The organism is Rothia amarae (assembly GCF_014705945.2).
In the GTDB taxonomy this organism is placed as follows: Bacteria; Actinomycetota; Actinomycetes; order Actinomycetales; family Micrococcaceae; genus Rothia; species Rothia amarae.
Genome location: NZ_CP061538.1, coordinates 1,648,789 through 1,673,082 on the forward strand (window position 1 = coordinate 1,648,789; position 24,294 = coordinate 1,673,082).

The 24,294-nt window shown below is 52.3% G+C and carries 25 protein-coding genes and 1 pseudogene; 5 read left to right on the forward strand and 21 right to left on the reverse strand.

The annotated features are described in order from the left end of the window. The 8 genes from efeO to IDM48_RS07800 all read right to left on the reverse strand — a co-directional run bounded on the left by efeO (nucleotide 1) and on the right by IDM48_RS07800 (nucleotide 8,951). Nucleotides 1-1,179: an iron uptake system protein EfeO gene (gene efeO, locus IDM48_RS11650; RefSeq protein ID WP_068168099.1), complete on the reverse strand. Its 1,179-nt coding sequence runs from the start codon at nucleotides 1,177-1,179 to the stop codon at nucleotides 1-3. A gap of 49 nt (nucleotides 1,180-1,228) precedes the next feature. Beyond that, entirely contained in the window at nucleotides 1,229-2,068 is an 840-nt protein-coding gene (efeU, locus tag IDM48_RS07770; RefSeq protein ID WP_068168096.1) for an iron uptake transporter permease EfeU, read from the reverse strand. A gap of 109 nt (nucleotides 2,069-2,177) precedes the next feature. Next, on the reverse strand, nucleotides 2,178-3,044 hold the full coding sequence (locus IDM48_RS07775) for an HpcH/HpaI aldolase family protein (RefSeq protein WP_238397933.1): 867 nt from the start codon (nucleotides 3,042-3,044) through the stop codon (nucleotides 2,178-2,180). Next, the gene (gene hpaH, locus IDM48_RS07780; protein WP_190616824.1) at nucleotides 3,029-3,814 is read right to left on the reverse strand and encodes a 2-oxo-hept-4-ene-1,7-dioate hydratase; all 786 of its coding nucleotides are present in this window, start codon (nucleotides 3,812-3,814) and stop codon (nucleotides 3,029-3,031) included. The genes IDM48_RS07775 and hpaH overlap by 16 nt, the downstream gene beginning before the upstream one ends. A 183-nt stretch (nucleotides 3,815-3,997) precedes the next feature. Then, nucleotides 3,998-5,110 carry a 3,4-dihydroxyphenylacetate 2,3-dioxygenase gene (gene hpaD, locus IDM48_RS07785; protein WP_145174936.1) on the reverse strand — a complete coding sequence of 371 codons (1,113 nt, stop codon included), beginning with the start codon at nucleotides 5,108-5,110 and terminating at the stop codon, nucleotides 3,998-4,000. An 87-nt stretch (nucleotides 5,111-5,197) separates the two neighbouring features. Beyond that, nucleotides 5,198-6,718 (reverse strand): 5-carboxymethyl-2-hydroxymuconate semialdehyde dehydrogenase, encoded by a 1,521-nt coding sequence (gene hpaE / locus IDM48_RS07790; RefSeq protein ID WP_190616826.1) that lies wholly within the window; start codon nucleotides 6,716-6,718, stop codon nucleotides 5,198-5,200. Between the two features lie 27 nt (nucleotides 6,719-6,745). After that, the gene (locus IDM48_RS07795; protein ID WP_190616828.1) at nucleotides 6,746-7,438 is read right to left on the reverse strand and encodes a GntR family transcriptional regulator; all 693 of its coding nucleotides are present in this window, start codon (nucleotides 7,436-7,438) and stop codon (nucleotides 6,746-6,748) included. Nucleotides 7,439-7,469: 31 nt separating this feature from the next. Further along, nucleotides 7,470-8,951 carry a fumarylacetoacetate hydrolase family protein gene (locus IDM48_RS07800; RefSeq protein ID WP_190616829.1) on the reverse strand — a complete coding sequence of 494 codons (1,482 nt, stop codon included), beginning with the start codon at nucleotides 8,949-8,951 and terminating at the stop codon, nucleotides 7,470-7,472. 90 nt (nucleotides 8,952-9,041) lie between these two features. Between IDM48_RS07800 and IDM48_RS07805 the strand changes: the two are divergent. Next, nucleotides 9,042-9,380: pseudogene (locus IDM48_RS07805) on the forward strand (hypothetical protein); the annotation flags it as partial. A 217-nt stretch (nucleotides 9,381-9,597) separates the two neighbouring features. Beyond that, complete coding sequence (locus tag IDM48_RS07810; protein WP_190616833.1) at nucleotides 9,598-11,493, forward strand: FAD-binding monooxygenase; 1,896 nt, start codon at nucleotides 9,598-9,600, stop codon at nucleotides 11,491-11,493. 67 nt (nucleotides 11,494-11,560) lie between these two features. On the opposite strand, the gene IDM48_RS07815 is transcribed toward IDM48_RS07810, so the two are convergent. After that, the gene (locus IDM48_RS07815) at nucleotides 11,561-12,475 is read right to left on the reverse strand and encodes an AraC-like ligand-binding domain-containing protein (RefSeq protein ID WP_068168074.1); all 915 of its coding nucleotides are present in this window, start codon (nucleotides 12,473-12,475) and stop codon (nucleotides 11,561-11,563) included. A gap of 166 nt (nucleotides 12,476-12,641) precedes the next feature. Here IDM48_RS07815 and IDM48_RS07820 point away from each other — a divergent pair, with 166 nt between their 5' ends. Both IDM48_RS07820 and IDM48_RS07825 read left to right on the forward strand, forming a co-directional pair. Next, nucleotides 12,642-14,063, forward strand: a complete 1,422-nt coding sequence (locus IDM48_RS07820; RefSeq protein WP_190616835.1) for an aldehyde dehydrogenase family protein — start codon at nucleotides 12,642-12,644, stop codon at nucleotides 14,061-14,063. A gap of 67 nt (nucleotides 14,064-14,130) precedes the next feature. After that, nucleotides 14,131-15,657 carry a GMC family oxidoreductase gene (locus IDM48_RS07825; RefSeq protein WP_190616837.1) on the forward strand — a complete coding sequence of 509 codons (1,527 nt, stop codon included), beginning with the start codon at nucleotides 14,131-14,133 and terminating at the stop codon, nucleotides 15,655-15,657. Between the two features lie 53 nt (nucleotides 15,658-15,710). Here IDM48_RS07825 and IDM48_RS07830 read toward each other — a convergent pair whose 3' ends face one another. The 6 genes from IDM48_RS07830 to infC all read right to left on the reverse strand — a co-directional run bounded on the left by IDM48_RS07830 (nucleotide 15,711) and on the right by infC (nucleotide 19,141). Beyond that, nucleotides 15,711-16,151 carry a (deoxy)nucleoside triphosphate pyrophosphohydrolase gene (locus IDM48_RS07830; RefSeq protein WP_190616839.1) on the reverse strand — a complete coding sequence of 147 codons (441 nt, stop codon included), beginning with the start codon at nucleotides 16,149-16,151 and terminating at the stop codon, nucleotides 15,711-15,713. Beyond that, nucleotides 16,144-17,052, reverse strand: coding sequence for a TrmH family RNA methyltransferase (locus tag IDM48_RS07835; RefSeq protein ID WP_190618714.1), 909 nt, complete (start codon nucleotides 17,050-17,052; stop codon nucleotides 16,144-16,146). Before IDM48_RS07835 ends, IDM48_RS07830 begins: the two co-directional genes overlap by 8 nt. Nucleotides 17,053-17,127: 75 nt before the next feature. Beyond that, nucleotides 17,128-17,391: a hypothetical protein gene (locus IDM48_RS07840; RefSeq protein ID WP_141669314.1), complete on the reverse strand. Its 264-nt coding sequence runs from the start codon at nucleotides 17,389-17,391 to the stop codon at nucleotides 17,128-17,130. A 110-nt stretch (nucleotides 17,392-17,501) separates the two neighbouring features. Beyond that, nucleotides 17,502-17,885 (reverse strand): 50S ribosomal protein L20, encoded by a 384-nt coding sequence (gene rplT / locus IDM48_RS07845; protein WP_068168058.1) that lies wholly within the window; start codon nucleotides 17,883-17,885, stop codon nucleotides 17,502-17,504. Between the two features lie 114 nt (nucleotides 17,886-17,999). Further along, on the reverse strand, nucleotides 18,000-18,194 hold the full coding sequence (rpmI, locus tag IDM48_RS07850; protein WP_068168056.1) for a 50S ribosomal protein L35: 195 nt from the start codon (nucleotides 18,192-18,194) through the stop codon (nucleotides 18,000-18,002). Nucleotides 18,195-18,385: 191 nt separating this feature from the next. After that, the gene (infC, locus tag IDM48_RS07855; protein ID WP_338019216.1) at nucleotides 18,386-19,141 is read right to left on the reverse strand and encodes a translation initiation factor IF-3; all 756 of its coding nucleotides are present in this window, start codon (nucleotides 19,139-19,141) and stop codon (nucleotides 18,386-18,388) included. 243 nt (nucleotides 19,142-19,384) lie between these two features. Here infC and IDM48_RS07860 point away from each other — a divergent pair, with 243 nt between their 5' ends. Beyond that, nucleotides 19,385-19,801, forward strand: coding sequence for a DUF1844 domain-containing protein (locus tag IDM48_RS07860; protein ID WP_068168047.1), 417 nt, complete (start codon nucleotides 19,385-19,387; stop codon nucleotides 19,799-19,801). Nucleotides 19,802-19,880: 79 nt separating this feature from the next. Here the strand turns inward: IDM48_RS07860 and IDM48_RS07865 are convergent, their stop codons facing one another. The 6 genes from IDM48_RS07865 to IDM48_RS07890 form a co-directional block, all read right to left on the reverse strand. After that, entirely contained in the window at nucleotides 19,881-20,777 is an 897-nt protein-coding gene (locus IDM48_RS07865) for an SseB family protein (RefSeq protein WP_190616841.1), read from the reverse strand. A 47-nt stretch (nucleotides 20,778-20,824) separates the two neighbouring features. Further along, nucleotides 20,825-21,553, reverse strand: coding sequence for a bifunctional 1-(5-phosphoribosyl)-5-((5-phosphoribosylamino)methylideneamino)imidazole-4-carboxamide isomerase/phosphoribosylanthranilate isomerase PriA (gene priA / locus IDM48_RS07870; protein WP_151146554.1), 729 nt, complete (start codon nucleotides 21,551-21,553; stop codon nucleotides 20,825-20,827). Nucleotides 21,554-21,572: 19 nt separating this feature from the next. Further along, a complete protein-coding gene (locus tag IDM48_RS07875; protein WP_190616843.1) occupies nucleotides 21,573-21,743 on the reverse strand; it encodes a hypothetical protein in 171 nt (56 codons plus the stop codon). Next, entirely contained in the window at nucleotides 21,740-22,447 is a 708-nt protein-coding gene (hisH, locus tag IDM48_RS07880) for an imidazole glycerol phosphate synthase subunit HisH (RefSeq protein WP_068168038.1), read from the reverse strand. The genes IDM48_RS07875 and hisH overlap by 4 nt, the downstream gene beginning before the upstream one ends. Continuing rightward, on the reverse strand, nucleotides 22,448-23,071 hold the full coding sequence (gene hisB / locus IDM48_RS07885) for an imidazoleglycerol-phosphate dehydratase HisB (protein ID WP_190616845.1): 624 nt from the start codon (nucleotides 23,069-23,071) through the stop codon (nucleotides 22,448-22,450). 77 nt (nucleotides 23,072-23,148) lie between these two features. After that, on the reverse strand, nucleotides 23,149-24,264 hold the full coding sequence (locus IDM48_RS07890) for a histidinol-phosphate transaminase (protein ID WP_190616846.1): 1,116 nt from the start codon (nucleotides 24,262-24,264) through the stop codon (nucleotides 23,149-23,151). Nucleotides 24,265-24,294: the final 30 nt, after the last annotated feature.

Below are 24,294 nucleotides of genomic sequence, written 5' to 3' on the forward strand. Positions count from 1 at the left end.
CTAGGAGACAACGACGCCGGTGAGCTTACTCAAAGGCTCGCTGAGGGCATCAATAGAGTCGGATAGTTCACGCACTTGGTCTTCACTAAGCTCGGTGTAAGACACGAATCCTTCGCCCTCCCGATGCTGGTCGAGGAGAGTTTGCACGTCTTTGAATTTTTCGTCGATGTTGGACGCTAATTCAGAGTCTTTTTTCTCCACGATAGGGCGAAGATCTTCGAAAGCTACCCGAGCGCCGTCAACGTTTCCTTGAAAGTCCGAAAGATCTGTATGCGACCAGATTTCTTCTTCACCGGTGACTTTAGATGCGGTAACTTCATCAAGGAGACCCTTGGCGCCGTTAGCAATCTGATCCACCGTCAAATCGACATCGCGGGTCTTCTCGTAGAGGGAATTGGTGTCGGTGACCAGTTGTTCGGCAACTCTAGCGCGTTCAGCATCGGTGAGGGCAGTGTAGGTTTTGCCATCGTTTTCAGCAGGTTTAGGCTGCCAGAGATCTTTTTCTATCTTGTGCCATCCGGTCCATTCCTGGCCTTCTTCAACGTCGGCTTCGCGGGCGTCTAGCTTGGGATCAAGATCGCCAAATGACTCAGCAACAGGTTCTATACGTTCGAAATGCAATCGCGCCTGGGGGTAGAGTACACGCGCCTTCTCGAAGTCACCAGACTGATATGCTTCGGCGAAGTCACCAGTAGCGGTCTTGAGCTGCTCTACCTGGTCCTTGACATAGGAGGTGTACTGGGAAATGGCGGTATCGCGCAGAGCCTGCTCATCAGCAGAAACAGCGGTGGCATCGGGGTTCGATGTAACCGTTAGATCTCCCACGATGCCGTCGCCCACCATGCCCGGCTTACAGGAAGTCTTGTACTTACCTTCGGCAAGTTCCACCGTGAGATCACGGCTAATACTCGGGCCAATATTCTCTACTTCGGAGAGAATACGCAATCCATCTTCTGCCAGAACGTAGAATTCGGTTACTTCGTTACCGTCGTTCTTCACGGAGAAGGTAGTCTTTCCTGCCTTTACCTCGGTGGTAGAGAGCTTGCATTCGGAGGCGGTGGAAGTAACAGATACGGTGCCGTCTGAATCGCTGGCACCCTTATTATTCGGAGTGCACCCGGTCAGCGCCATTGCTAGCAGGGAGACAGACACACCTGAAATAAGTAGAGGTTTTTTCACGGTTTTTCCTTGAAATTCAATGGGGTGATAGAGATGTGAGAAAGAAAAATTAAGAAGCGACGCTCGCAACGGCAGTCTTAGGTGAGACTTTGGGAGCACGGTAGGAGCGGACAAAGAAGGTCAGCACAATAGCTACATAAAGTACCCAGACGATGGCTTCCAGCCAGGTGGTTGCCGGAGAAAAATTGAAAATTCCCTTGAGGAGTGTGCCTGCGACCGACGTCGGCGGAATAGTATCCGATACATCGAAAGCAAGGTGGTGCAGTCCGGGCAGAATACCGGCTTCTTGAAGATCATGCACACCGTAGGCAAGAACCCCTGCTGCTACAAAAATAAGAAACGCGCCTGTCCACTTGAAAAATTTTGAGAGGTTCAGTTTAAGGACACCGCGCATCAAAAGCCAGGCAAGAAGTACCGCGAGGAGGATACCAAGAAGGGCACCGACGAGCGCCAATGAGCCCGAACCTGCTGATTGCGATGCTGCCCAGAGAAACAGCGCCGTTTCGAGTCCTTCTCGACCTACTGAAAGAGCCGCCAGAAGAATGACTCCCCAGGTGCTAGTTTCCACCGCATCGATACGCTGTCCCAGTTGTTTGGAGAGATTGCGTGAGTTCTCTGCCATCCAGAAAATCATCCACGTCACAAACCCCACGGCGATGATAGACAGCGCACCGCCAATTGCTTCCTGTGCTTCGAAAGTGAGACCGTTGGGTCCGAAAGTCAGGAAAGCTCCAAATCCTAGCGATATCAGAATCGCCAGCGAAACACCCATCCAAATTTTAGGTAGCAAAAATGCGCGGTTTGTTTTGCGAACGTAAGCAATCAAAATTCCTACGATGAGGGCTGCTTCCAGTCCTTCTCGCAGACCGATGAGGAAATTTTGAAACACGATGAGGTGCTTTCTCTAGGATTACCTGAGCTTTTACTGAGGCATACCTAATGATACGACCCTCACATCTTTATCTCCAAATATTTAGGTATATTTTCATGCGCTAATTCTAGTAACTGGAGGTAATCTGCTGACCGCCTTGATCGCGGCGCCATAACTGCGCTAAATTCTCGGTTGCTCGCGCTAAAAGTGCCACATCCGCACCAATGTTAATAAAGTCCGCTCCCGCGAGGAGATACTCTTGCGCCTGCTCCTGATCAAAGGCATTCACACCCACGATTTTGCCGCGCTCATTCGCTTTCTTGATGACCTCCAAAACAGCAGAAACAACTTCTTCATGATTCTGCTGCCCTAAATACCCCATCGATGCTGCTAGGTCTGAAGGACCAATGAAAAGCGCATCAACACCCTCCACCGCCAAAATCTCATCGACGTTTTTGACTCCCTCAGCAGATTCGATTTGAACCACCAAAGAGATCGATGCGCGGGCATTCGCTAGATACTGAGGCACACGGTTCCACCTGGCCGAACGGGCAAGCGCCGACCCCACTCCTCGGACGCCGGAGCCGGGGTATTCCACCGCAGCGGCGGCTACACGCGCGTCGTCGGCAGTATCGACCATAGGTACAAGCAAGGATTGAGCACCCAAATCTAGATACTGCTTAATGGTGACTTCATGATTGGAGGGCACGCGCACCAGAGCCAGCGTTGGGTAAGCAGCTACAGTACGGAGTTGATTCTGGATGTTTTGCAACGACAGCGGCGCATGCTCACCATCAATCAAAAGGTAGTCAAAACCCGCGCCGGCACAAATCTCTGCGACTCCTACATCACCAGAGCAGACAAAAAGTCCAGTGACCGGTGCGTCAGAATTTTGCTGGGCAACGGGGCTGAAGAGGTCTTTGAAGCTGGGAGGCAAACCGGGGACGGGGAGGTTTGCCTCATCCGCCAGCATCTTTTTTACTCGAAGCGACATGAAATTGACCCCAAATCACCATAGTCAGCATGCACTGTATCTCCGGGGTAAACCCACATTGGCTTGGTGAAAGACCCAGCCAATATTATTTCTCCCGACTTCAATGAATCACCGTGCTGAGCAAGTTTGTTAGCCAGCCACACCACGCCCATCGCAGGGTGGTTCAGTACCGCAGCCGCAACCCCGGTATCTTCAATCGTTTCGTTGCGATACAAGAGTGCCGAAATCCATCGCAAATCTACGGCATCAGGAGCTATGGGAGTTCCGCCGTAAATCATGCCACCGAGTGCGGCATTATCGCTGATGGTATCGACGATGGTGCGGCCTTCCATCTCGATCCGTGAGCTCAAAATTTCTAGCGCGGGAACCACATAGTCAGTAGCTTTGAGCACATCAAAAATGGTGGTGTCTGGCCCCTTCACATCATCTTTGAGGACGAACGCTAGCTCCACCTCGATGCGTACGTTCGAGAATTGGGCGTGTTCAATCACTGATCCGTTCTCAAATATCTGATCGGCAAAAATTGCACCATAATCAGGTTCAGTAATGCCGGTGGCTTCCTGCATCACTTTGGAGGTAAGCCCAATTTTTCGCCCCGCCAGTCGGCGTCCTGCGGCCTCGCCCCGTGCTCGCCAGGTGTTTTGTACCGCGTAAGAATCTTCTACTGTCATCTCTGGGTATTGGGCGGTGAGGCGGGGAATCATGGTCCGAGACTTCTCAGCCTCTGCCAGATTATCTGCAATCGTGGTGAGTTGTTCTTCGGTGAGCATGTTCTTCCTTGGAATGGACAACGGATGAAACGGAGGCTGCAGAGCAAACCACAGGGCTAATACTTTGATGTACCGGATGGGTAGAGATGCGCGGGGGCTCTGTCTGACCGAGGGACCAGCGCGAGGGAAGGAGCATTTCCCCGCACACCTCTATCCAGTAGGTTTATAGGTATAACAGCCCTGTTAGAGCTGGTGCCCCAGTTTGTACTCGCCCTGCTTCCACTCGGGCATTGACTCTTCACCCTCCTCCTTACGGGTATAGGAGAAGCCATCTGCTCCGATGGTTTGTGCCATTTCGGAGTCGTCGGTGCGTTCGGTCAAGGGCATGAGGTTGCCGTCGAGGTCGAGTACACGGGAGGCATCGGTGTACCAGGAAGGCACGACGGGTGTACCCCACCAGTCGCGACGTTGGTTGTCGTGGACGTCCCAGGTCACGCGGGGGTTGTCAGGGTCACCGGTGTAGTAATCCTGAGTGTAGATTTCTACGCGGTGACCGTCTGGGTCGCGCAGATAGAGGTAGTAAGCGTTGGAGACGCCGTGACGCCCGGGGCCGCGTTCAATGTGGTCGGAGAGGCGAAGAGCACCTAGTTTGTCGCAGATTGCGATGATGTTGTGCTTTTCGTGGGTTGCGAATGCTACGTGGTGCATGCGGGGACCATCGCCGCCGGTCATTGCGGTGTCGTGGACAGTGGGCTTACGGCGCATCCATGCGGCGTAAGAGGTACCCTCTGCATCCTGAATATCTTCGGTCACGCGGAATCCGAGGTCTTCCATGTAGGCAACTGCCTTGGGAACATCAGGGGTGACCTGGTTGAAGTGGTCCAAGCGGACCAAAGCGCCGGGGGTGTAAACATGGTAGTCCCAGCACAGACGCTTTACGTGTTCGACCTCGTAGAAGAATTCGTAGGGGAACCCTAGCGGATCTTGGACTCGTACTGAATCGCCCAGTCCTTTAACAAATCCCTCTTTGTTGCGGCGTACTTCGCAGCCGCGCGCAGCGTAAAATTTCTCTGCTTTATCGAGGTCTTCGGGAGTGCGAACGCGGTAGGAGAACGCTGCTACCGCAGGCGTATCGCCTTTACGAAGAATCAGGTTGTGGTGGATAAATTCTTCGAGCGAGCGCAGGTAGATTGCGTCGTCGTCTTCTTCGGTGACGACGAGGCCGAGCACATCTACGTAAAAATCTCGTGAGCGTTTCAAGTCGGTGACGACTAATTCCATGGATGCACAACGCAGCACATCGGGTGCATCTGCATCTGGGGTAACGACGTCGTAGCTGACAAATTCTGGTGCCATGATCTTACTTTCTTATCTAGTGTTCTGGCTCGGGGCTTCTTTGACCTCAACCAGAACGGTGTGCGTGGCGTAAGCGCCATCGGTGGTTTAGTCGGCTTTGCCGAAGACAGGGTTGTGAACTTCACCCAGGTTGATGTGGACGGCTTGCTGGTCGGTGTAGAAATCGATGGAGCGGTAGCCACCTTCGTGCCCGAGCCCGGATGCCTTCACTCCGCCAAAGGGGGTGCGCAAATCACGAACGTTGTTGGAGTTCAGCCATACCATGCCCGCTTCTACTGCCTGGGAGAAGTTGTGAGCACGCTGCAGATTAGAAGTCCAGATGTATGCTGCCAATCCGTATTTGGTGTTATTGGCAAGTTCGAGTGCTTCTTCTTCGGTGTCGAAAGGAGTAATGGCTACTACAGGACCAAATATTTCTTCTTGGAAGATACGAGCGTCGGGAGCGACGTCGGTAAATACAGTGGGCTGCACAAAGTTGCCCTCGGGGAACTCTTCGGGGCGTCCGCCACCGGCAACCAGTCGGCCTTCTTCCTTGCCGAGTTCGACATAACTCATCACTTTTTCGAAGTGCTCGGGGTGCACCAGCGCCCCGACTTCGGTTTTCGGATCCGAGGGAAGACCTACCTTAACGCGCTTCGCCTGAGCCGCATAGCGCTCAACGAATTCATCGTAAATTCCACGCTGGACGATAATGCGTGAACCGGCAGTGCAACGCTCGCCGTTCAAAGAGAACACACCAAAGATGGTGGCATTGACGGCGGTTTCCAGGTCGGCGTCGTCAAAGACTACAACCGGTGACTTGCCGCCGAGCTCCATGGAAAGACCCTTGAGAAAGGGTGCTGAATTTCCAAAGATAATCTGGCCGGTCTTGGACTCGCCGGTGAAGGAAATCAGAGGAACGTCAGGATGCTTCACCAGCGAATCGCCTGCGGTCTCGCCAAACCCGTTCACCAGGTTGAACACGCCTTGGGGCAAGCCTGCTTCTTCAAAAATGCCTGCCCACAGTGATGCCGAAAGCGGTGTGAATTCAGCAGGCTTGAGCACAACGGTGTTGCCGGTGGCCAATGCAGGGGCCAGTTTCCAGGATTCCAACATGAACGGCGTATTCCAGGGGGTAATCAAACCCGCAACGCCAATAGGCTTACGGTTGACATAGTTAATCTGCCGCCCCGGTACCTTGAAGGTGTCATCTGACTGAGCCACAATCAAATCTGCAAAGAAGCGGAAATTCTCTGCGGCGCGTCGCGCCTGGCCCTTCGCCTGAGTGATAGGCAAACCCGAATCATAGGATTCCATTTCGGCAAGAACTTGCTCACGGGACTCCACGATGTCTGCGATTTTGGTCAGAAGGCGAGCGCGTTCGCGAGGTAGCATCGTGGGCCAGGGGCCGTTTTTGAAGGCTTCTTTAGCTGCTTTAACAGCTGCTTCGATGTCTTCTTTTTTGCCGGAGGCTGCTTTGATATAGGGCTTATTGGTGACTGGGTCGAGTACATCGAAGGTATCGCCGTCGATTGAATCGACGAATTGCCCGTTGATATAGTGCTGAATTTTCTCTGGCAAGTCAGCGGGCTGTGCAGCTTTGCGATCAGTGATGGTTTCGGTGTTCATCGTCAAACTCCTTCGTTTGTTCTAAATCTAGAGGGTTCGGTGGGTCTTCCAGTGATTAGTAAGGTACGTTTCTAAAGTAGCGGTGCGGTGTGCTCGCACCGCTTCTTCAATGCCACGCCCCGTAGAACTAGTCTCAATAAGATCGAGTAATTGATAGTGCTCTGCAACTGATTCTCTAGCCCTGTCCGGCACAAATGAAAACGATGAAGTTCTAATATTGTTCAACCGTTCCCACTCAGAATCTGCAAGCTCAGTGAGTCGGTGGTTGGGGCATTTGGAGTAGAGAATTTGGTGGAATTCTTGGTTTTTCTGGGTGAAGGTTTTGGGGTCAAAATTTGCCAGTGATTCGTCCATTTCCCGAATGATGGATCGTGCTACTGCGAGATCTCGGTCGGTAATGTAGGCGAAGGACAACGCGGTTGCCGCTCCTTCCAGCACGCCGAGGGTTTCCATAATCACTCGATATTCTGATTCATCAACCATGGCAACGCTGGCTCCGACGTTGCGCTCAAAATTTACGCTCCCTTCAGCTTCTAAACGGCGTACGGCTTCTCGTACCGGCACAACGGACATATCGAGGTTTGTGGCAATAGTGGAAAGAACCAGTCTGTAGCCAGGGGTGAACTCTCCGCTGGTAATTCGTTCTTTGATCCACAGATATGCCAGTTGTGCTTTGGAAAGCTCGGTACTTGTGGTGATCAGGGGTGGCGTGCTCGTCATAGGGGAGAAAATCTTTCGGCTTTGTCTTCAGCTAGTGGACGGGATTTTCTTTGAGCCACTGCTGATATTTTTCTTTCCATTCTCCTACAGGGGGAAAGAGTCCATCGACGGGGTAGCCTTCGGCTACGCGCTCAGCTACCCAGGAATCTTGGTGTTCTTTGGCTTGGGCGTCGTGTGCGACTTCATCGACCAGTTCGAGGGGAATGACGATGACGCCGTCGTCGTCGCCTACGATGACGTCGCCAGGGAGCACGGTCGCGTTGCCGCATGCCACAGCTACATCAGACTCCCACGGTACGTGCTTACGCCCAAGAACCGCAGGGTGTGCACCCTGGGTAAAAACGGGTAGTCCAATCTCTTGAACTGCTGAGTAGTCTCGAACCCCACCGTCGGTAACAACACCTGCGGCCCCGTTGTTTTTGGCGCGCAGGGCGAGGATATCTCCAAGGGTCCCCGAGCCGGATTCCCCGCGTGCTTCGATGACAATGACCTCACCATCTTTGACCGCATCAAAGCATTGTTTTTGGGCGTTGAATCCCCCGCCGTGCTTCTTGAAGAGGTCTTCGCGGTTGGGCACAAAACGAAGGGTTTTAGCTGTACCTACCATTTTGGTACCGGGAGTCTGAGGGTAGACCCCTTCAATGACGACATTGTTCAGACCGCGCTGGCGCAACTGGGCAGAGAGCCCGGCGGTGGGGATTGTTTCCAAAAGTGCGCGGGTCTCTGCGGTAAGGGATGGTTTAGGGGGTAATCCTGCTTCTTCACGAGAGCCCCAGGCTTCTTCAATCTGAGTTTCATGAGTAGAGGGTAAGGTTCCGATCGCGGAATCAAAGTTGCCTGCTCCTGCGACCACCTGTGTTTTTAGCTTGCCGCTGGTGAGGTTGCCGTTGGCTGCAGGGGCATCGACTTCAATTTCTACGGTATCGCCAGGGGCAATCACCGAAGATTTGGCAGGTGTGCCGGTGAGGATAATATCGCCGGGTTCCAGAGTCATATGTTGAGAGAGGTCAGCGACGAACTGGGGAAGCGAAAAAATCATGTGCTCGTCTTCAGTGGTGTCTTCTTGGCGAAGTTCACCGTTAACCCAGGTACGAATCCGCAGTTCATCTGGGCGGACTGCTGATGCCTCTATCAGTTCAGGGCCGATCGGGGTGTACCCATCGCGACCTTTGGAGCGGACATTTGATCCTTTATCCGCGGCACGATAGTCATAGATACCTAAATCGTTAGCGGCGGTGACATATCTTACGTGGCGCCAGGCGTCTTCCAGCGAAACCCGGTGAGCTACCTTACCGATGATAAGAGCGATTTCCCCTTCAAAGGCAAGCAGTTCCGTTCCCGCGGGGCGTTCTACAGAAGACCCAGAAAATGAGAGTGAGCTCGTTGGTTTGAAAAAGTAGGAAGGTTGTTGAGGACGCCGACCGCGCTGTTGGGCACGGGATTCATATGCCACGTGCACCGCAATGATTTTGCCGGTTTCTTGTTGAAATTTTTGCTGATTAATCTCGACCATTTTGTGAGCCTTATCATGAAATCTCTTGGAATCTTATTTGAAATCGTATATTATCCAATCAAGGTTAGCAAGTAGTGTACGTCACAAATCATGAGTGCGCTTCAGCCCCACACACAAGGAGGTATCGTGGCCGCATACCATGATCCGACAACCACCACAGCCGCTTTACGGACTGTAGCTCAGCGCAAAGAACAACGCCGTGTCGTGGCGGGAACTGTCATTGGCACCAGCATCGAATGGTACGACTACTTTCTCTACGCCTCTGCTGCCGGCCTAGTTTTCACAACCCTCTTTTTCGAACCCCTTGGTCCACAGGCTGCTACACTCCTTACTTTTGCCACCGTGGGTTTGAGTTTTCTTTTTCGCCCCCTAGTCGCGTTTCTCGCTGGCCATCTTGGCGATAAGTTCGGCCGCAAAATAGTACTGATGCAATCAGTCTCATCTCAATTCTTCTTCTCAGAGATCGCTCGGGTATTCCCCTTGGTCTTGCGCACGAGCAGGTGCAGGCTCAATCATCTTTCATCTTTCACCAGAAGAACCATTCCAATCCGATCCTCAACCACTAACCGATTCACCAGCCCCTTCTAACTGAGCGATGTCACCGTCGCCACCGCTCAAAGACGATCCACTAAACAAAGGAGTAACCGTGCATTTTCACCACAACGGATACGTTTCAATAGACCCGCGCGTCGAATTTCCTGCAGGATATGGAGAGAACCGCTCCGAAGAACTCCCTGATGAAATGGATGTTCTGATTGTGGGCTCTGGCCCTGCGGGCATGATTGCAGCAGCACAGCTTTCTCAGTTTCCTGACGTCAATACCCGCCTGATTGAGCGACGGGACGGACGCCTACCCCTGGGCCAAGCAGACGGCATTCAGGCACGCTCCGTAGAAACTTTCCAGGCCTTTGAATTTGCCGAAGAACTCATCCGTGAGGCATACCATCTCACCGAAATGTGCTTCTGGAAACCGGATCCGCAAAACCCCCAGAACATTATTCGGACCGCCCGAACCCCCGATGATCCCAACAATATATCTGAGTTCCCCCACCTCATCGTGAACCAGGCACGAGTATTGGATTACTTTAGAGAGTTTGCCGAACGCTCTCCGGGGCGTATCACCCCCGACTATGGAATTGAGTTCCTCTCCTTAGACATTGACAAAGATGGCACCAACGAATACCCCGTCTCAGTGCACCTTCGGTACGTCGCCGGTGAACGAGCAGGCGAAGAACGCACCGTTTGCGCTAAATATGTAGTGGGTTGCGACGGCGCCCGCAGCGGCGTCCGTAAATCAATCGGACGAACGCTCACCGGCATGTCTGCTAACCACGCCTGGGGCGTCATGGACGTTCTAGCAAATACAGACTTTCCCGATATGCACACCAAATGTGCCATCAGCTCCAAGCACGGATCGATTCTCCATATTCCTCGTGAAGGCGGGCATCTGGTACGCATGTATATCGACCTCGGCGAAGTACCCGAAGACGATAACCACCGCGTCCGAGAAACCACCATCGAACAGATTATCGATCGGGCCAACGCGATTCTCACCCCCTACTCTTTGGACGTCAAGCAGGTTGCCTGGCATTCGGTGTACGAGGTGGGGCACCGCCTCACTGACCACTTTGATGACGTCAACCCGGACGACCGCGGGGCGGTGTGCCCGCGTGTCTTTATTACAGGAGATGCCTGCCATACCCACTCTGCCAAAGCTGGTCAGGGAATGAACGTTTCGATGCAAGACGGCTGGAATATCGCTTGGAAGTTGGGTCAGGTTCTTTCGGGGCGAGCTCCATCTTCTCTTCTCGATACCTATTCGGGCGAGCGCCAGGAAATCGCTAAGAACCTGATTGATTTCGATAAAGAGTGGTCCACTCTGATGGCAACTCCTGCCGATCAGTTACCCGATCCAGCGTATCTGGAAAATTTTTACGTCAAGACGGCGGAATTCCCCGCAGGCTTTATGACCGAATATCAACCGTCGATGATTACCTCGACCGCTGAGCATCAAAATCTTGCTACCGGCTTCCCTATCGGTAAGCGATTCCGGTCCGCGGAAGTCATGCGCCGGCTAGATGCCTATGTCCGCCATCTGGGACATGAACATAAAGCCGACGGTCGTTATCGGCTCTATGTCTTTGCTGATGATGCACCGGTGCAGGAAAAGTCCACGGTAGATGCTCTTGCAGAGAAGCTACTTCATGATCCCCGCTCCCCCTTCGTGCAGTTCCGCAAAGAAGGCGATGATATTTCAACCCTGATAGAACCTAACGTTATCTATCAGAGCGAGTACACCACTTTCACTTGTCCAGAAGTACCAGAAATTTTCCGCCCTCCGGTAGGCGAGCTGGGTCTGGATTACTGGGAGAAAATTTACTCGGTTATTCCTGAAAATAATATTTTTGACGTTCGCGGCATTAGCAAGGACGGCGCCGTCGTGATTGTTCGCCCCGATCAATATGTTGCTGCCGTTCTACCGCTCAATGATTTCGAGGGGATTTGCGCTTACTTTGAGGGAGCATTAGCGCCCGTCAAGTAAATCCATTTTCGTAAAAGGTAAAGGCGGTTGGTTTCGAAAGGAACCAGCCGTCTTTTGCTATTCCACTTTATTGCCCGTCGAGGATTCGTTTACGAAATGCGGCGGGACTTTCCCCGAATTCCTGCTTAAACGCCTTGCTCACATACGCAGAATCATGGAGGCCATACCGCGCGCTAATGGTGTGAATTGGTTCGTGACCGAGCAGAGGGTTGCTGAGATCTTCCCGGATTGCATTCAGACGGCGCCGGCGAATATAAGAGGAAACCGTCAGCTGCCTCTCCGAGAAACGAGTATGCAACTGCCTCAGGGAAATAAAGAGTGCCTGGGCTACTGTGGTGGGGTTGAGATTTTCGTCGTCCAGGTGGGCATCTATATATGAGACGGCGCGGTGAAAAATGATCGTGCCGCCGGTGTCTCCTGCCGTTTCCCTTGATTCTGCGGAGAGGACGGTGACGAGGATATCGAGGGCGGATTTCACTAACGCGAGGGCGTGAGGACCCGACAGCATCTGCATATTTTGCGCGAGCTGTTCAAAAAGGGGTACAGCGACCCGCCCCAGCCCGCTGTTCCTGCTCACCGGTGTTGCTGTTATGAGGTTGATATGGTCCGGGCTCATTTGCATCATCCGTAAAGGGAAGATAATGACGAGACTTGCCTGCTCGGAAGGATAGATTAGCTCATAGGGTCGTTGGGTCACATAAATTCCCAAGTCACCGGGCACTAATGTACAACTTCGCCCGTCCTGAATAAGTTGGCACTCACCGCGTAACTGAAGGGACATTTTGCAGAAAGGTTCTTGGGTGTCGTCAATGAGCGAAGAATCTCGCAAGACCTGATGGGCGCTGGTTTCCATATCGTAGAGATGAACATTATCGAGCTGGACTTCAGTTATTTTCGCCTGAAATTCATCAGGACGGTCAGCAAATATATGGAGGGGGGCAAAAGATTTTGAAACTGACGCCCGCCATTCTTCGAGGTTCACATGCTCTCCTTTCCTGACCGAATGTTCATTCGAATATCTTACACTTCTTATCACCTCATGAGTGATTCAGCACACACTTGAAACCAAACGCTCTGCACGTTCAGACAACATCAACACTGGGTTTCTCCACGACAATCAGTCTAAGTAATAGATTCAAGGAGAAAACATGTCAGCACTTCCCACCACCTTTGAGGACCTCCTCGAAGCAATCGGCGCAAACGATTCAGCAGGAACACCCATTAGCAATCCATCCACCGACGAAACCGTAGGATACGTGAGCGTCAAAAACCTAGATGAGCTCAACTCCACCGTAGAGCGCGCGAAGACGGCACAGAAAGAGTGGGCGAAAGTCTCGCATTCCGATCGTCAGGATTACCTCAACAAAGCCGCAGACGCCATCGAAGCAGTAGCAGAGCCCCTCGCCCAGCTCCTCTCCCGCGAACAGGGCAAACCGCTCAACGGGCCCAACGCCCGCTTTGAAGTGGGTGCCTGTGTAGCCTGGCTTCGCACCACTGCAGCCCTAGAACTAGCCCCAGAAGTACTTGTGGACGACGGGCAAACATACGCCACCATGGAATACCGCCCCCTCGGCGTCGTCGGTGCAATCGGGCCGTGGAACTGGCCCATGATGATTACTATGTGGCAGATTGCACCTTCTCTTCGCATGGGTAACACTATCGTTGTGAAGCCATCGCCTTACACACCGCTCAGTGTTCTGGCGCTAACCTATGTCATGAATTCGGTGCTCCCAGAACATATCCTTCAGACTCTGCTCACTGATGATGAGGCCACCGTAGCCATCACCACGCACCCCGATATTCGAAAAATTATGTTCACCGGCTCCACTGCTACCGGCAAGAAAATCATGGCTGCAGCTTCCGGCACGGTTAAGCGGGTCACGCTGGAACTCGGCGGCAACGACGCCGGTATCATCCTCGATGATTTTGATGTAAAAGAGCACGCTGAAACTCTCTTCTGGGGCGCGTTCTTGAATAATGGTCAGACCTGTGCAGCGCTCAAACGCCTGTACGTACCAGATGCTCTCTACGAAGAGGTCTGCCAGGCCCTTACCGACGTCGCACAGAAAATGCCGATGGGCGATGGTCTTGGTGAAAACAACGTACTGGGCCCCTTGCAGAACCAAATGCAGTTCAAGATTGTGGACGACCTCGTCAAGTCAGCATGCGACTCAGGAGCACGTGTTTTGATGGGAGCCAACCCGGACTACGATGCACCGGGTAACTTTTACCCCACCACCCTGATTGCAGATATTGACCCCGACCATCCGCTGGTGGTCGAAGAGCAATTTGGTCCTGTTCTACCAATTATTCGATACAGCGACCTCGACTGGGCGATCGAAGAAGCGAACAAACTTGAAGTAGGTTTGGGAAGCTCCGTGTGGTCTTCTGACCGGCAACGCGCTCGCGAAGTAGCAGCTCGATTGGAAGCAGGTTCAACCTGGATTAACAATCACGGAGCAATCGATCCGCGAGTGCCTTTCGGTGGTATTAAACAATCCGGATTCGGCGTTGAATTCGGGCTCGAAGGCTTGAAGCAACTGGGTGTCCCCCACATTATCAACGGCTAAATAAATAACTCAGAGAGTCAATTGAGCAAAGATGCTTGATTGGCTCTCTGTGCATTAAGGAGAAGTCATGAAATATCTAGTTATTGGTGCAGGCTCGGCAGGTAACGTACTGGCACGTAGGCTATTGGACGCCGGGCACGACGTCACTCTCGTTGAGGCAGGGAATTACGATGTCAATCCCAATATCGATCATCTGAACACCCTGGGGTTGCTATGGCACAGTGAAGACGACTGGGACTATTACACTGTTCCGCAGCCCGGGGCTAACGGACGCCGTCTTCACGTGCCGCGAGGCAAAGTCATGGGCGGTTCGCATGCGTTGAATGCATGTATTTGGGTGCGCGGAGCACGAGAAGACTACGACAACTGGAGTTACAACGGTTGCCCCGGGTGGAGCTGGGATGAAGTACTCCCATATTTCAAGAAGATTGAAAAATTTGACGGAGAACTCAACGAGACCCGTTCCGATGAAGGTCTGCTCGATGTCTGCTCCACCTACCCACGGCACGATTTACAAGAATCGATGGTGCAGGCGGCGGTTGAGGCAGGATTCCCGCTGAATAAAGATTACAACAGCGGAAATCCAGAAGGCATCTCCCGTATGCAGCTAAATATTCGAGATTTACATCGATTCAGTACGTTCCGCGCCTACATCCTGCCGGTCAAGAACCATAAGAATCTCACGATTCTCACCGGGCACCGAGTTACCCGCCTTCTCTTCGAAGGTACTCAGGTAACGGGTGCACAATTTTTGAAGCAGGACGGCGCTGTTCAAGATATTTTTGCCGGTGCCACGATTCTCTGCGCGGGGGCTCTAGGGTCTCCAGAAATACTCTTGCGCTCCGGCATCGGACCCGCACATGAATTAACAGAACTGGGAATTGAGGTAATTGCCGATGTGCCCGGCGTAGGAAAGAACCTGCACGATCACATGCTAGCCCCCGTCATTTTTACCACCACACAAGAAATCAGTGTGCCTGAGGCCGCACCCGCGCAAACTCATCTGTTTGCAAAGAGCACTGCTGACCAGCTCGTACCTGATACCCAGCCCATCTTTTTCAGCAACCCCATGTATTCACAAGGGTATCCAGGTGACATGACCGGTCCTGACCAAGCATTTACTCTGATGGCAGGTATTGTTCGCCCGCAAAGTCGAGGCGAGCTCACCCTCACAGGCGCTGATATTTCAGACCCTATTTCCTTAGACTTGGCGGCACTCGAAGAACAAACCGATGCGGACGCTCTTGTTGCTTCCCTCAAGCATTGCCGCACTATTGGACGCCAGGCTGCTCTCGCTGAGGAATGGGGTGCTGAAGAAATTTGGCCCGGTCCTCAGGTAACTACAGACGAGGAACTTGAAGAATACGCTCGAAATTCAGTAGTGACCTATCATCACCAGGTAGGAACCTGCGCTATGGGCCAGTCGGCTCAGTCCGTTACCAATCCCCGTACCCTAGAAGTTTATAAAGTCAGCGGTCTATATGTTGCGGATGCTTCGGTGATGCCCACGGTGCCCACCGGCAACACCAACGCTCCGAGCATCATGATTGCCGAGCGAGCAGCAGACTTCATCCTCAGTCCAAAGGAATCCTAGCTACAGCCGAAATTAAAAGAAGCGAGATGGAAAATATTCCATCTCGCTTCTTCTTAGAGAGTCTCTAAAAGCGTTTGAACTATTGGAAAATCTGCAGGAATCCAGTCCAATTCCAGCAGCGTTTCGTCGAGATTTACCCAACGTAACTCACTGTGGTCCTGTAAAGGTTGCGGATTCCCAGCAGAAATTTCTGATGTCCACACGCGCATCGCTGCCCGGTCGTTGAGCTGCCATCCTTGCATAAGCGGACCGGATATCTCCTGCCCCAGGATAGATTCAATCCCTAATTCCTCGGATAACTCTCGTTGCAAAGCCTGTTCACAGGTCTCCTCCGGCTCAACCTTTCCACCGGGGAATTCCCATAGCCCGGCTAACGCCTCGGGCGCACTTCGGCGGGCAACTAAAATTTGCCGGGGTCCATCCAAAGAATCAACGATGGCAGCTCCTACAACCTGAACCGCAAAATCACTCGATTCGGTGGGGTAATCACTCATGAGCCGATCCGCTGTTGATTGCCCGTGCTGAAGCATAGAGACAAATAGCCGCTGCCGTACTCACGTTCAAAGACTCAGCAGAACCGTGAACAGGTACCGCAACCTTTGCCTGAGCGACTGCCTTCTCTTCGCGAGTCAGCCCCTGGGCTTCATTGCCAAAGAGCCACATAGTACGCTGCGCTAAATCGAATTTGGGCTTGCGTTCTAGCTCAATTCCTAGCCGTTGTGCCACAGCGGCGTCGGCTAAATCGTCCAAGCTAACATTTCCGTAACCGTCGGCAGCAAGTACGCCGATTCCCTGTGCTTTTGCGTCTTCTGCAAATTCTTCGAGATCGATTCCCTGCAAGATCGGCACATGGAAAATCGAGCCGACCGTAGAGCGGACGGTCTTCGGATTGTACAAGTCAACCGAGCCCTTGGTCGTCAGTACTAAATCGGCGCCGGCAGCATCTGCTACGCGCAAAATAGTACCGGCATTTCCCGGATCCTGAACACGAGTCAGGACGGCGATAAGGCGCGGGTTAATAGCGTCTGCGCCGAAAATATCGGCCTCAGTAATATCCAGTTTAAATGAAACAGCAATAATCCCCTGAGGAGTCACAGACTCCGCCATGGAGTCCAAAACCTCTTCGGTGACCATACGCATGAACACTTTTCGACCCTGTTCGGGGGTAGGAGTACCGTGAGCGGCCTCCAGCAAATCTACAATATCTTCGTGGCGATCGAATGCAGCCTCGGTGATGTAGACGGCGTCAAGAATCGGACGCTCGTCCAGGTGAAACTTCAGAGCTTCACGAACAGCTTGCGGGCCTTCCACCAAGAACTGATTCTTCTTGGCGCGGCCTCGACGGCTGGCGAGGTTGGCAATATCCTTCACACGATCAGCGTGAGGATTTTCCATAATGACGGGGGTGCATAGGCGTTCTCTAAATTCCACAATCTCTACTGTACCGGAGTTATGTTTATCGCGGTTGGCTTAGTGTTCTTGCATACTCCAGGTACGATAATCTAGCTCTCCCACCGCAAATCGATGGGCAGGTGATAAGTCCTGCGGGAGCAGATCAATTGCAGGCACGCTAAAAATGATTTTCTGCCCGCGGTATCTCGAATTCAGCGTTTGTTCTAATGCATCTGGCTCCATCTGATAGTTGAAGCCGCGATATTTAATCTTGCCGCAATCGGTGGTGTGAAAATATATCGTTGCTTGACGTTGCGAGGAATCACTTTCAGATTTAAACACAGAGGTTTCGCTAGCGGCAAGCAAAAAAGTGCCGCTCTCCCCCGACGGGAAAGCGGCACTTTCAAAAGATATATCAGGTAAATAGCCTCAAATATCCAGCTCGGCTGAAATTATGCAGCCTTGGGAGCTGAAGTATCAGCAGGCAAGTTGTCCTTAGCAATCTTAACGAGAGCTGAGAATGCAGCAGGCTCGCTCACAGCAAGTTCAGCTAGCATACGGCGATCAACCTCAACCTCAGCAGCCTTCAGGCCCTGGATGAAACGGTTGTAGGTCAGACCTTCTGCGCGTGCAGCTGCGTTGATGCGCTGAATCCAAAGACGGCGGAAATCGCCCTTCTTCTTGCGGCGGTGATCGTAGCTGTATACGAGCGAGTGAATGACCTGCTCTTTAGCCTTACGGTACAAGCGTGAACGCTGTCCACGGTAGCCGGATGCTCGTTCGAGGATTACTCGACGCTTCTTGTGCGCGTTGACCGCGCGCTTCACACGTGCCACGTGTGTCTCCTTCGTCTTAATGTCCTGGCCGATCTCAAAATTATCGGCGAGGAGCGAGTTCTAAAAAGTTTTTTCAAGCCCGTCTATAGGGCACAGTCCTAGAAAAGGGTGAGCTTACTTGCCCAGCATCTTCTTGATGACCTTAGCCTGACCACCCTCAACAATCTGGTCAGATGCCAGACGGCGGGTAAGACGTGAGGACTTGTGCTCTAGGTAGTGACGACGGTTCGCCTGCTGGCGCTTTACCTTGCCAGTACCGGTGAGCTTGAAGCGCTTTTTAGCACCAGAGTGGGTCTTCTGCTTCGGCATAGCTGCCGTTCTCCTTACGTTCTGCTTCTCATCTTTCAATGAGAAGAACTCTGTGAGCGAATTGGATTCGCAATTGCGAGGTGGATTCACGCCCTATGGAAACATATGGGTCGTGCAACCAGAACCAACTGCCTCACTCTAGTGGAGCGAGGAGTTTGGTGTCCATTGAACCGCCTATTTCGTGCCCAGAATTACTCTGAGTCAGCCTGCTTAGCCATGTTCTTGAGCTCTTCAGGCATAGCACCTGCAACAGAGTTCGAGACCTCGGTAGCATTCTGAGTGTCAACGCGTTCGCGACCCTTGCGGCCACCGGAACGCTGCTTAGGCTGAGATTCCTTGCGAGCTTCCGCTTTGCCGCGGAGAGGAGCAAGAACCATCACCATATTGCGACCATCAACACGAGGGCTGGACTCTACGGTACCAACCTCTGCCAAGTCAGCCGCCATGCGTTCCAGCAAACGCACACCCATCTCGGGGCGCTGCTGTTCACGACCACGGAATTGAATCATAGCCTTGACTTTGTCACCACCGGTCAAGAAACGACGCGCGTGTCCGACCTTGGTTTCGTAGTCATGGGTATCAATCTTTAGACGGAAACGGATTTCCTTCAAAGAAGCGTTAACCTGCTTCTTACGGGATTCACGTGCTTTAACTGCGGCTTCGTACTTGTACTTACCGAAGTCCATGAGCTTGCATACCGGCGGTTTAGCCGAGGGGGCAACCTCAACCAGATCCAAATCAGATTCCTGCGCTAGTCGCAAAGCATCTTCAACTCGGACAATGCCAACCTGTTCGCCGCCGGGTCCAACAAGTCGAACTTCCGGCACACGAATACGTTCATTGATGCGTGGATCGCTAATGAGTAGCTCCTGTAGCTCAGTGGGTTTCCCCGTGAATAAAATCGTTAGCTCATCGGGGCATAAAGAATGCCTTCGATGCGCGCGCAAACGAAGGCATACCTCAAACAGGATTCACTGGAATCCGTGGGAATACCCGACAACCTGATCACTGGATGAATGCGGTTGATGCGGGTGGGAGATACCTCCGCTTGCAAACTTATATAGAGTTTACTCGGATATGCCCGGATTTTCAACGATTGTGACCAAGATTGGTCTCAGACTCTCGTCAGATTTCAAGCTTTTGCCCGATCCGATACCGCGTTCCGAATTAGAGTATGAGATTCTGAATACATGACTGAAAACAATTCTTTCCGATTCGCCGATGAATCCGGCGAGCCAGCACCTGACCATGAGATTTCCCAGGGACAGATTGACGCCGTCAACGCGCAAATGCGAGATATCGCAGATGTGCCAGCGGTAGAAATCATCACCACCGCAGCCGTGCACCTCATGAGCGCGGCAGCTGTTAAATGTGGTTTGGCAGCTGAAGAAAATGCAGCCGAACTCAAAGACCTAGATGAAGCACGCAAGCTCATTACCGCATTGGCTGGGTTCGTCACCGCCGCAGCACCGGAAATTGGCTCACAGCATGCTGGTCCCCTGCGTGATGGGCTGCGCACCCTGCAGCTCGCTTTCCGTGAAGCTTCCTTTGAACCCGATGCACCCGGGCAGGGCCCCGGAGAGAAATTCACCGGTCCAGTTTTCTAGAGACCCGAGCCTCCCACAAAATAGTTCAGGGAAAGCGCCTTATTTTGAGACGCTTTCCCTGAACTCTCGCTAAACCAGGTTACTGGGAAGTCAACGAAAGTTGCACAGAATCTATTGCTTCGGACAGTTCCCTATGAGATGCCAGTCGTTGCTGGAAAACCTGGATTGCTGTGTTGAGTTGTTCTTGGTTCAGACCGGGTACTAACACCAAAGTGATGTTGAGTTCAGGACCCGGGCCGCCACCGGCAAGCTGCTTTCCTTCTGCGGACAAACTTGCAACACCCTGGCCGGCAGTAATCCGAACATCAGTAACCACTGCTAAATCAGAGGTAATATCCTTCAGCTGCTTCAAAACTTCTGGGCTCTTATAGGAGGGAACCCACGACTCCCCCTTAGCAATGGCCCACAGCGCCGGACGTCGAACCACAAACGTCATATCACTACCGGGGTTGATGACCAGCATCTGATTCTGATCCTCTACTGCAGATAACGCTGTCTTACGCATATCCGCAGCTACCGGCCGCGCTTTGTCATGCCAGGCTGCTAACGCATCAACGTTCGTGAAGATAGGTAGAGCTTTGCGCCCGTCGGGAGCTTCAATACTAATCAAAGCCATATCTGCTTCCTTATCGGAAATGAGACCTTCATCAGTAATCACAGAATGCGAAACTTCAGCCACCACTGGAGCAAAAACACGAGCTCCCCGTAGAGCATCTACCACGTTTTCTTCAACAATATCTCCCGCAACAAAAGCAGCGAAAGCCTGCTGAACAGTAGACTCTGTGCGTCCTGTATCAGAAGGGTACTGATGCGTATGACTCGCTCCCTCTCCCAGATTGCGCCCGCCCCAAGGCTGACCGGCAGTATCGGTCGACCGACCCGCACTCGCTAGCTGAGCCACAATGTGGGCGGGAAGTTCACGCGGTTGCTTCTGCGAATCGCCTGATGCGGACCCCGTAGTTTGAGGAAAAGACATAATGACCTTTGAGTAGAAAACGATATGTGCGGCGTGAGCAGAGGTGATTATCCGGCGACTTCGAGCGCTTGTTCCAGAGTGAATTTACCGGCATAGAGCGCTTTACCCATGATGGCACCTTCAACTCCCGAACCAACAAGGCTTCGAAGGGCTCCGATATCGTCCAAGCTAGAGATTCCACCCGAGGCGACAACGGGCTTATCGGTACGCTCTGCAACCTGCTTCAGAAGTTCTAAGTTAGGACCCTTCAAGGTGCCATCTTTGGTCACATCCGTTACCACATAGCGCGCACAACCATCAGCTTCTAAACGATCCAAGACATCCCAGAGATCCCCGCCGTCTTCTGTCCAGCCACGAGCTGCCAGAGTAGTTCCCCGGACATCCAGGCCTACAGCTATTTTTTCCCCATACTGGCGAATGACGCGCGAAGTCCAGGAAGGATTTTCCAGGGCAGCTGTACCCAGATTTACTCGAGCAGGATTGAGAGAGAGCGCCCGCTCCAAGGATTCGTCGTCCCGAATACCACCGGACATCTCCACCTTGAGATTAACTTTTCGAGCCACTTCGGTCAGAACCTCGATGTTGTTCCCTCTACCAAAAGCAGCGTCCAAGTCCACCAGATGAAGCCACTCTGCGCCTGCGTTCTGCCAAACTAAAGCTGCTTCCACAGGATCTCCATAACCCGTTTCAGAACCTGCTTCACCTTGAACAAGCCGCACAGCCTGCCCATCTGCCACATCAACTGCGGGCAACAATTCAAGCCGTTGGGTACTCATAGCCTTGATTCCACTTTCATTAGTTATAGGTAAAAAGAATAAATCCACCGTAGACAGCCAGTGCAATACCGACAACTGCCATAATAAGTTGCACAATGAGGGGAAGTTTTTGCGAACGGAAAGACCAAGCTCCGCCAATAAAGAATGCACCAAACGCCATGAGCAACAGTCCAGAAAGTGAAGTACTCATGCCTTAGAATCCTCCTGCGATAGCCGGCCAGTAACTTTTAAAGTTGAAATCCAGTTTCGCAACAGAGCAATACCAGCTTCTGAAGACTTTTCGGGATGAAATTGAGTGGCGCACAACGGACCGTTTTCTACAGCCGCGATAAATCGCGTACCGTGTTCTGCCCAGGTGACTTGAGGCGGGTTCATGGTCTCAGAATTCTGTTCGAATTCCCAATTCTGTACTCCATAAGAATGCACAAAATAGAAGCGCTCATTTTCGATTCCCTGAAAGAGAGTCGAGCCTTCGGCCGGCTCTACGGTATTCCAGCCCATATGGGGGATTACGTCCGCCTTCAGTTTTTCGACGGTTCCAGGCCATTCCCCCATTCCCGCAGTTTCTATCCCGTGTTCTACCCCTTTATCAAAAAAAATTTGTAGTCCTACACAAATACCTAAAACGGGACGACCCCCGGCAATTCTGCGACCAATCATACGAGGCGCCTGCACTTGTTGAAGTGCTTTCATCACAGCGTCAAACGCCCCCACGCCTGGAACTACCAGACCATCTGCTCCGAGCACGTCCGCTTCGTCTTTGGACAGGATGACATACGCTCCAGCTTCCTCTAGTGCTCGCACTGCAGAATGAACATTCCCTGCGCCATAATCAAGCACAACGACGGTAGGACGATTCAGCGGGGCTTTGGAGATGCTTTCTGTAGCTACCATCTAGAGTGCTCCCTTGGTCGATGGAATATCGTGATGGCGCGGATCCGATTCGATCGCTTCGCGCAGAGCACGTGCCAGTGCTTTAAACTCTGCCTCCGCGATGTGGTGCGGATCGCGCCCGCCCAGAACGGTCATGTGCAGGCAAATACCAGCATGGTAAGCGATTGCTTCTAAGCAATGGCGAACCATAGAACCGGTGAAATGCCCGCCAATCAGATGAAACTCAAAGCCTGCAGGTTCACCCTGATGCACCAGATAAGGTCTTCCAGAAATATCGACAACGCACTGAGCAAGAGCTTCATCCAATGGAATAGTAGCCATTCCAAAACGGCGGATGCCGGCTTTATTTCCCAGTGCTTCACGCAGAACTTCTCCGAGCACGATGGCAGTGTCTTCCACCGTATGGTGGACATCGATATGGGTATCACCTGTGCATTTAATGGTCATATCGATGAGCGAGTGCTTGGATAGAGCCGTAAGCATATGGTCGTAAAAAGGCACGCTGGTGTCTATGTCAGCTTTTCCCGTTCCATCAAGATTGATAGAAACAGAGACGGACGATTCACTGGTGTGCCGCTCTTGTGAAGCAATGCGTGGACCCAAGCCGGTCGTTGATTCTGCCATTGTTCTCTTTTTCTGGAGAGTATAGGGATAGGACTAGGTTATCGCACCAGCATCTGAAGTGCTGTTTATCTCTGTACCTAGGAGAGTTCTCCGGTGTTACGAAGGTATGCTTCTAGGCTTTCCAGAAAGGCAGAAGTCTCGGATTCGGTGCCTGCGGTCACCCGTAGATGGTGGGCGATGCCGTTATCGCGAACTAGCACACCGTCTTTGAGCAGATACTGCCAGGCTGCTTTTTCATCTTTGAGTCCGCCAAAAAACACGAAGTTTGAATCGGAATCTGCTGGTTCTAATCCGAACTCCCTGAGTTTACGAACGATTCGATCACGTTGAGAGCGGATATCTTCTACATTTTCTAACAGCTGGGTACGATGGCGCAGTGCCGCGAGTGCAGTTGCTTGAGTAACTGCTGAGAGGTGATATGGAAGTCGAACCAGTCGAACGGCATCGCACATAGCCGAAGATGCTGCGAAGTACCCAATTCTTGCGCCTGCCAGGGCAAAGGCTTTACTCATTGTGCGAGAAACGACGAGAAGAGGTCGGTCTTCCAACAGCGTTAGGGCTGTCTGAGAGGGATCTTGGGCAAATTCGGCGTAGGCTTCGTCCACGATGGTGATACCATCATGCTCGCTCATAGCCTCATATACTGCCTCGATAGTCGACAAGTCTAACCCGGTCCCGGTGGGATTGTTAGGCGAACATAAGACCACGAGGTTGGGCTTATGATGTCGAATCTGCTCTACGGCAGATGCAGCAGTCAAGGTAAAATCATCCGCCCGGGAACCAGCAATAAAAGTGGTATTGGTGCCATCCGCAAGTAGAGGATACATAGAATAGGTGGGAACGAAACTCATGACGCTTCTACCGGGTCCACCAAATACCTGGAAAAGCTGCTGCAGAATTTCGTTGGAACCATTGGCAGCCCACAGCTGATTTTCTGTCAATCCGTGCCCTAGATAGGAAGCCAGCTCCTTCCTCAAGGTTGTGAATTCTCGATCTGGATAACGATTGAGTGTCTTCGCTGTTTCAGCCACTTCTCGAGTAATAGCTTCTACAACCTCAACCGGCATAGGGTGCGTATTCTCGTTGACATTCAGGGTGACCGGCACGTCCAACATAGGAGCACCATAGGGAGAACGCCCTCGTAGGTCTTCTCGGAGAGGTAAATTTTCAAGATTTTCCATAGCTTCAGTCACAGCTAAAGTCTAACGAGCTTGACCCATCGA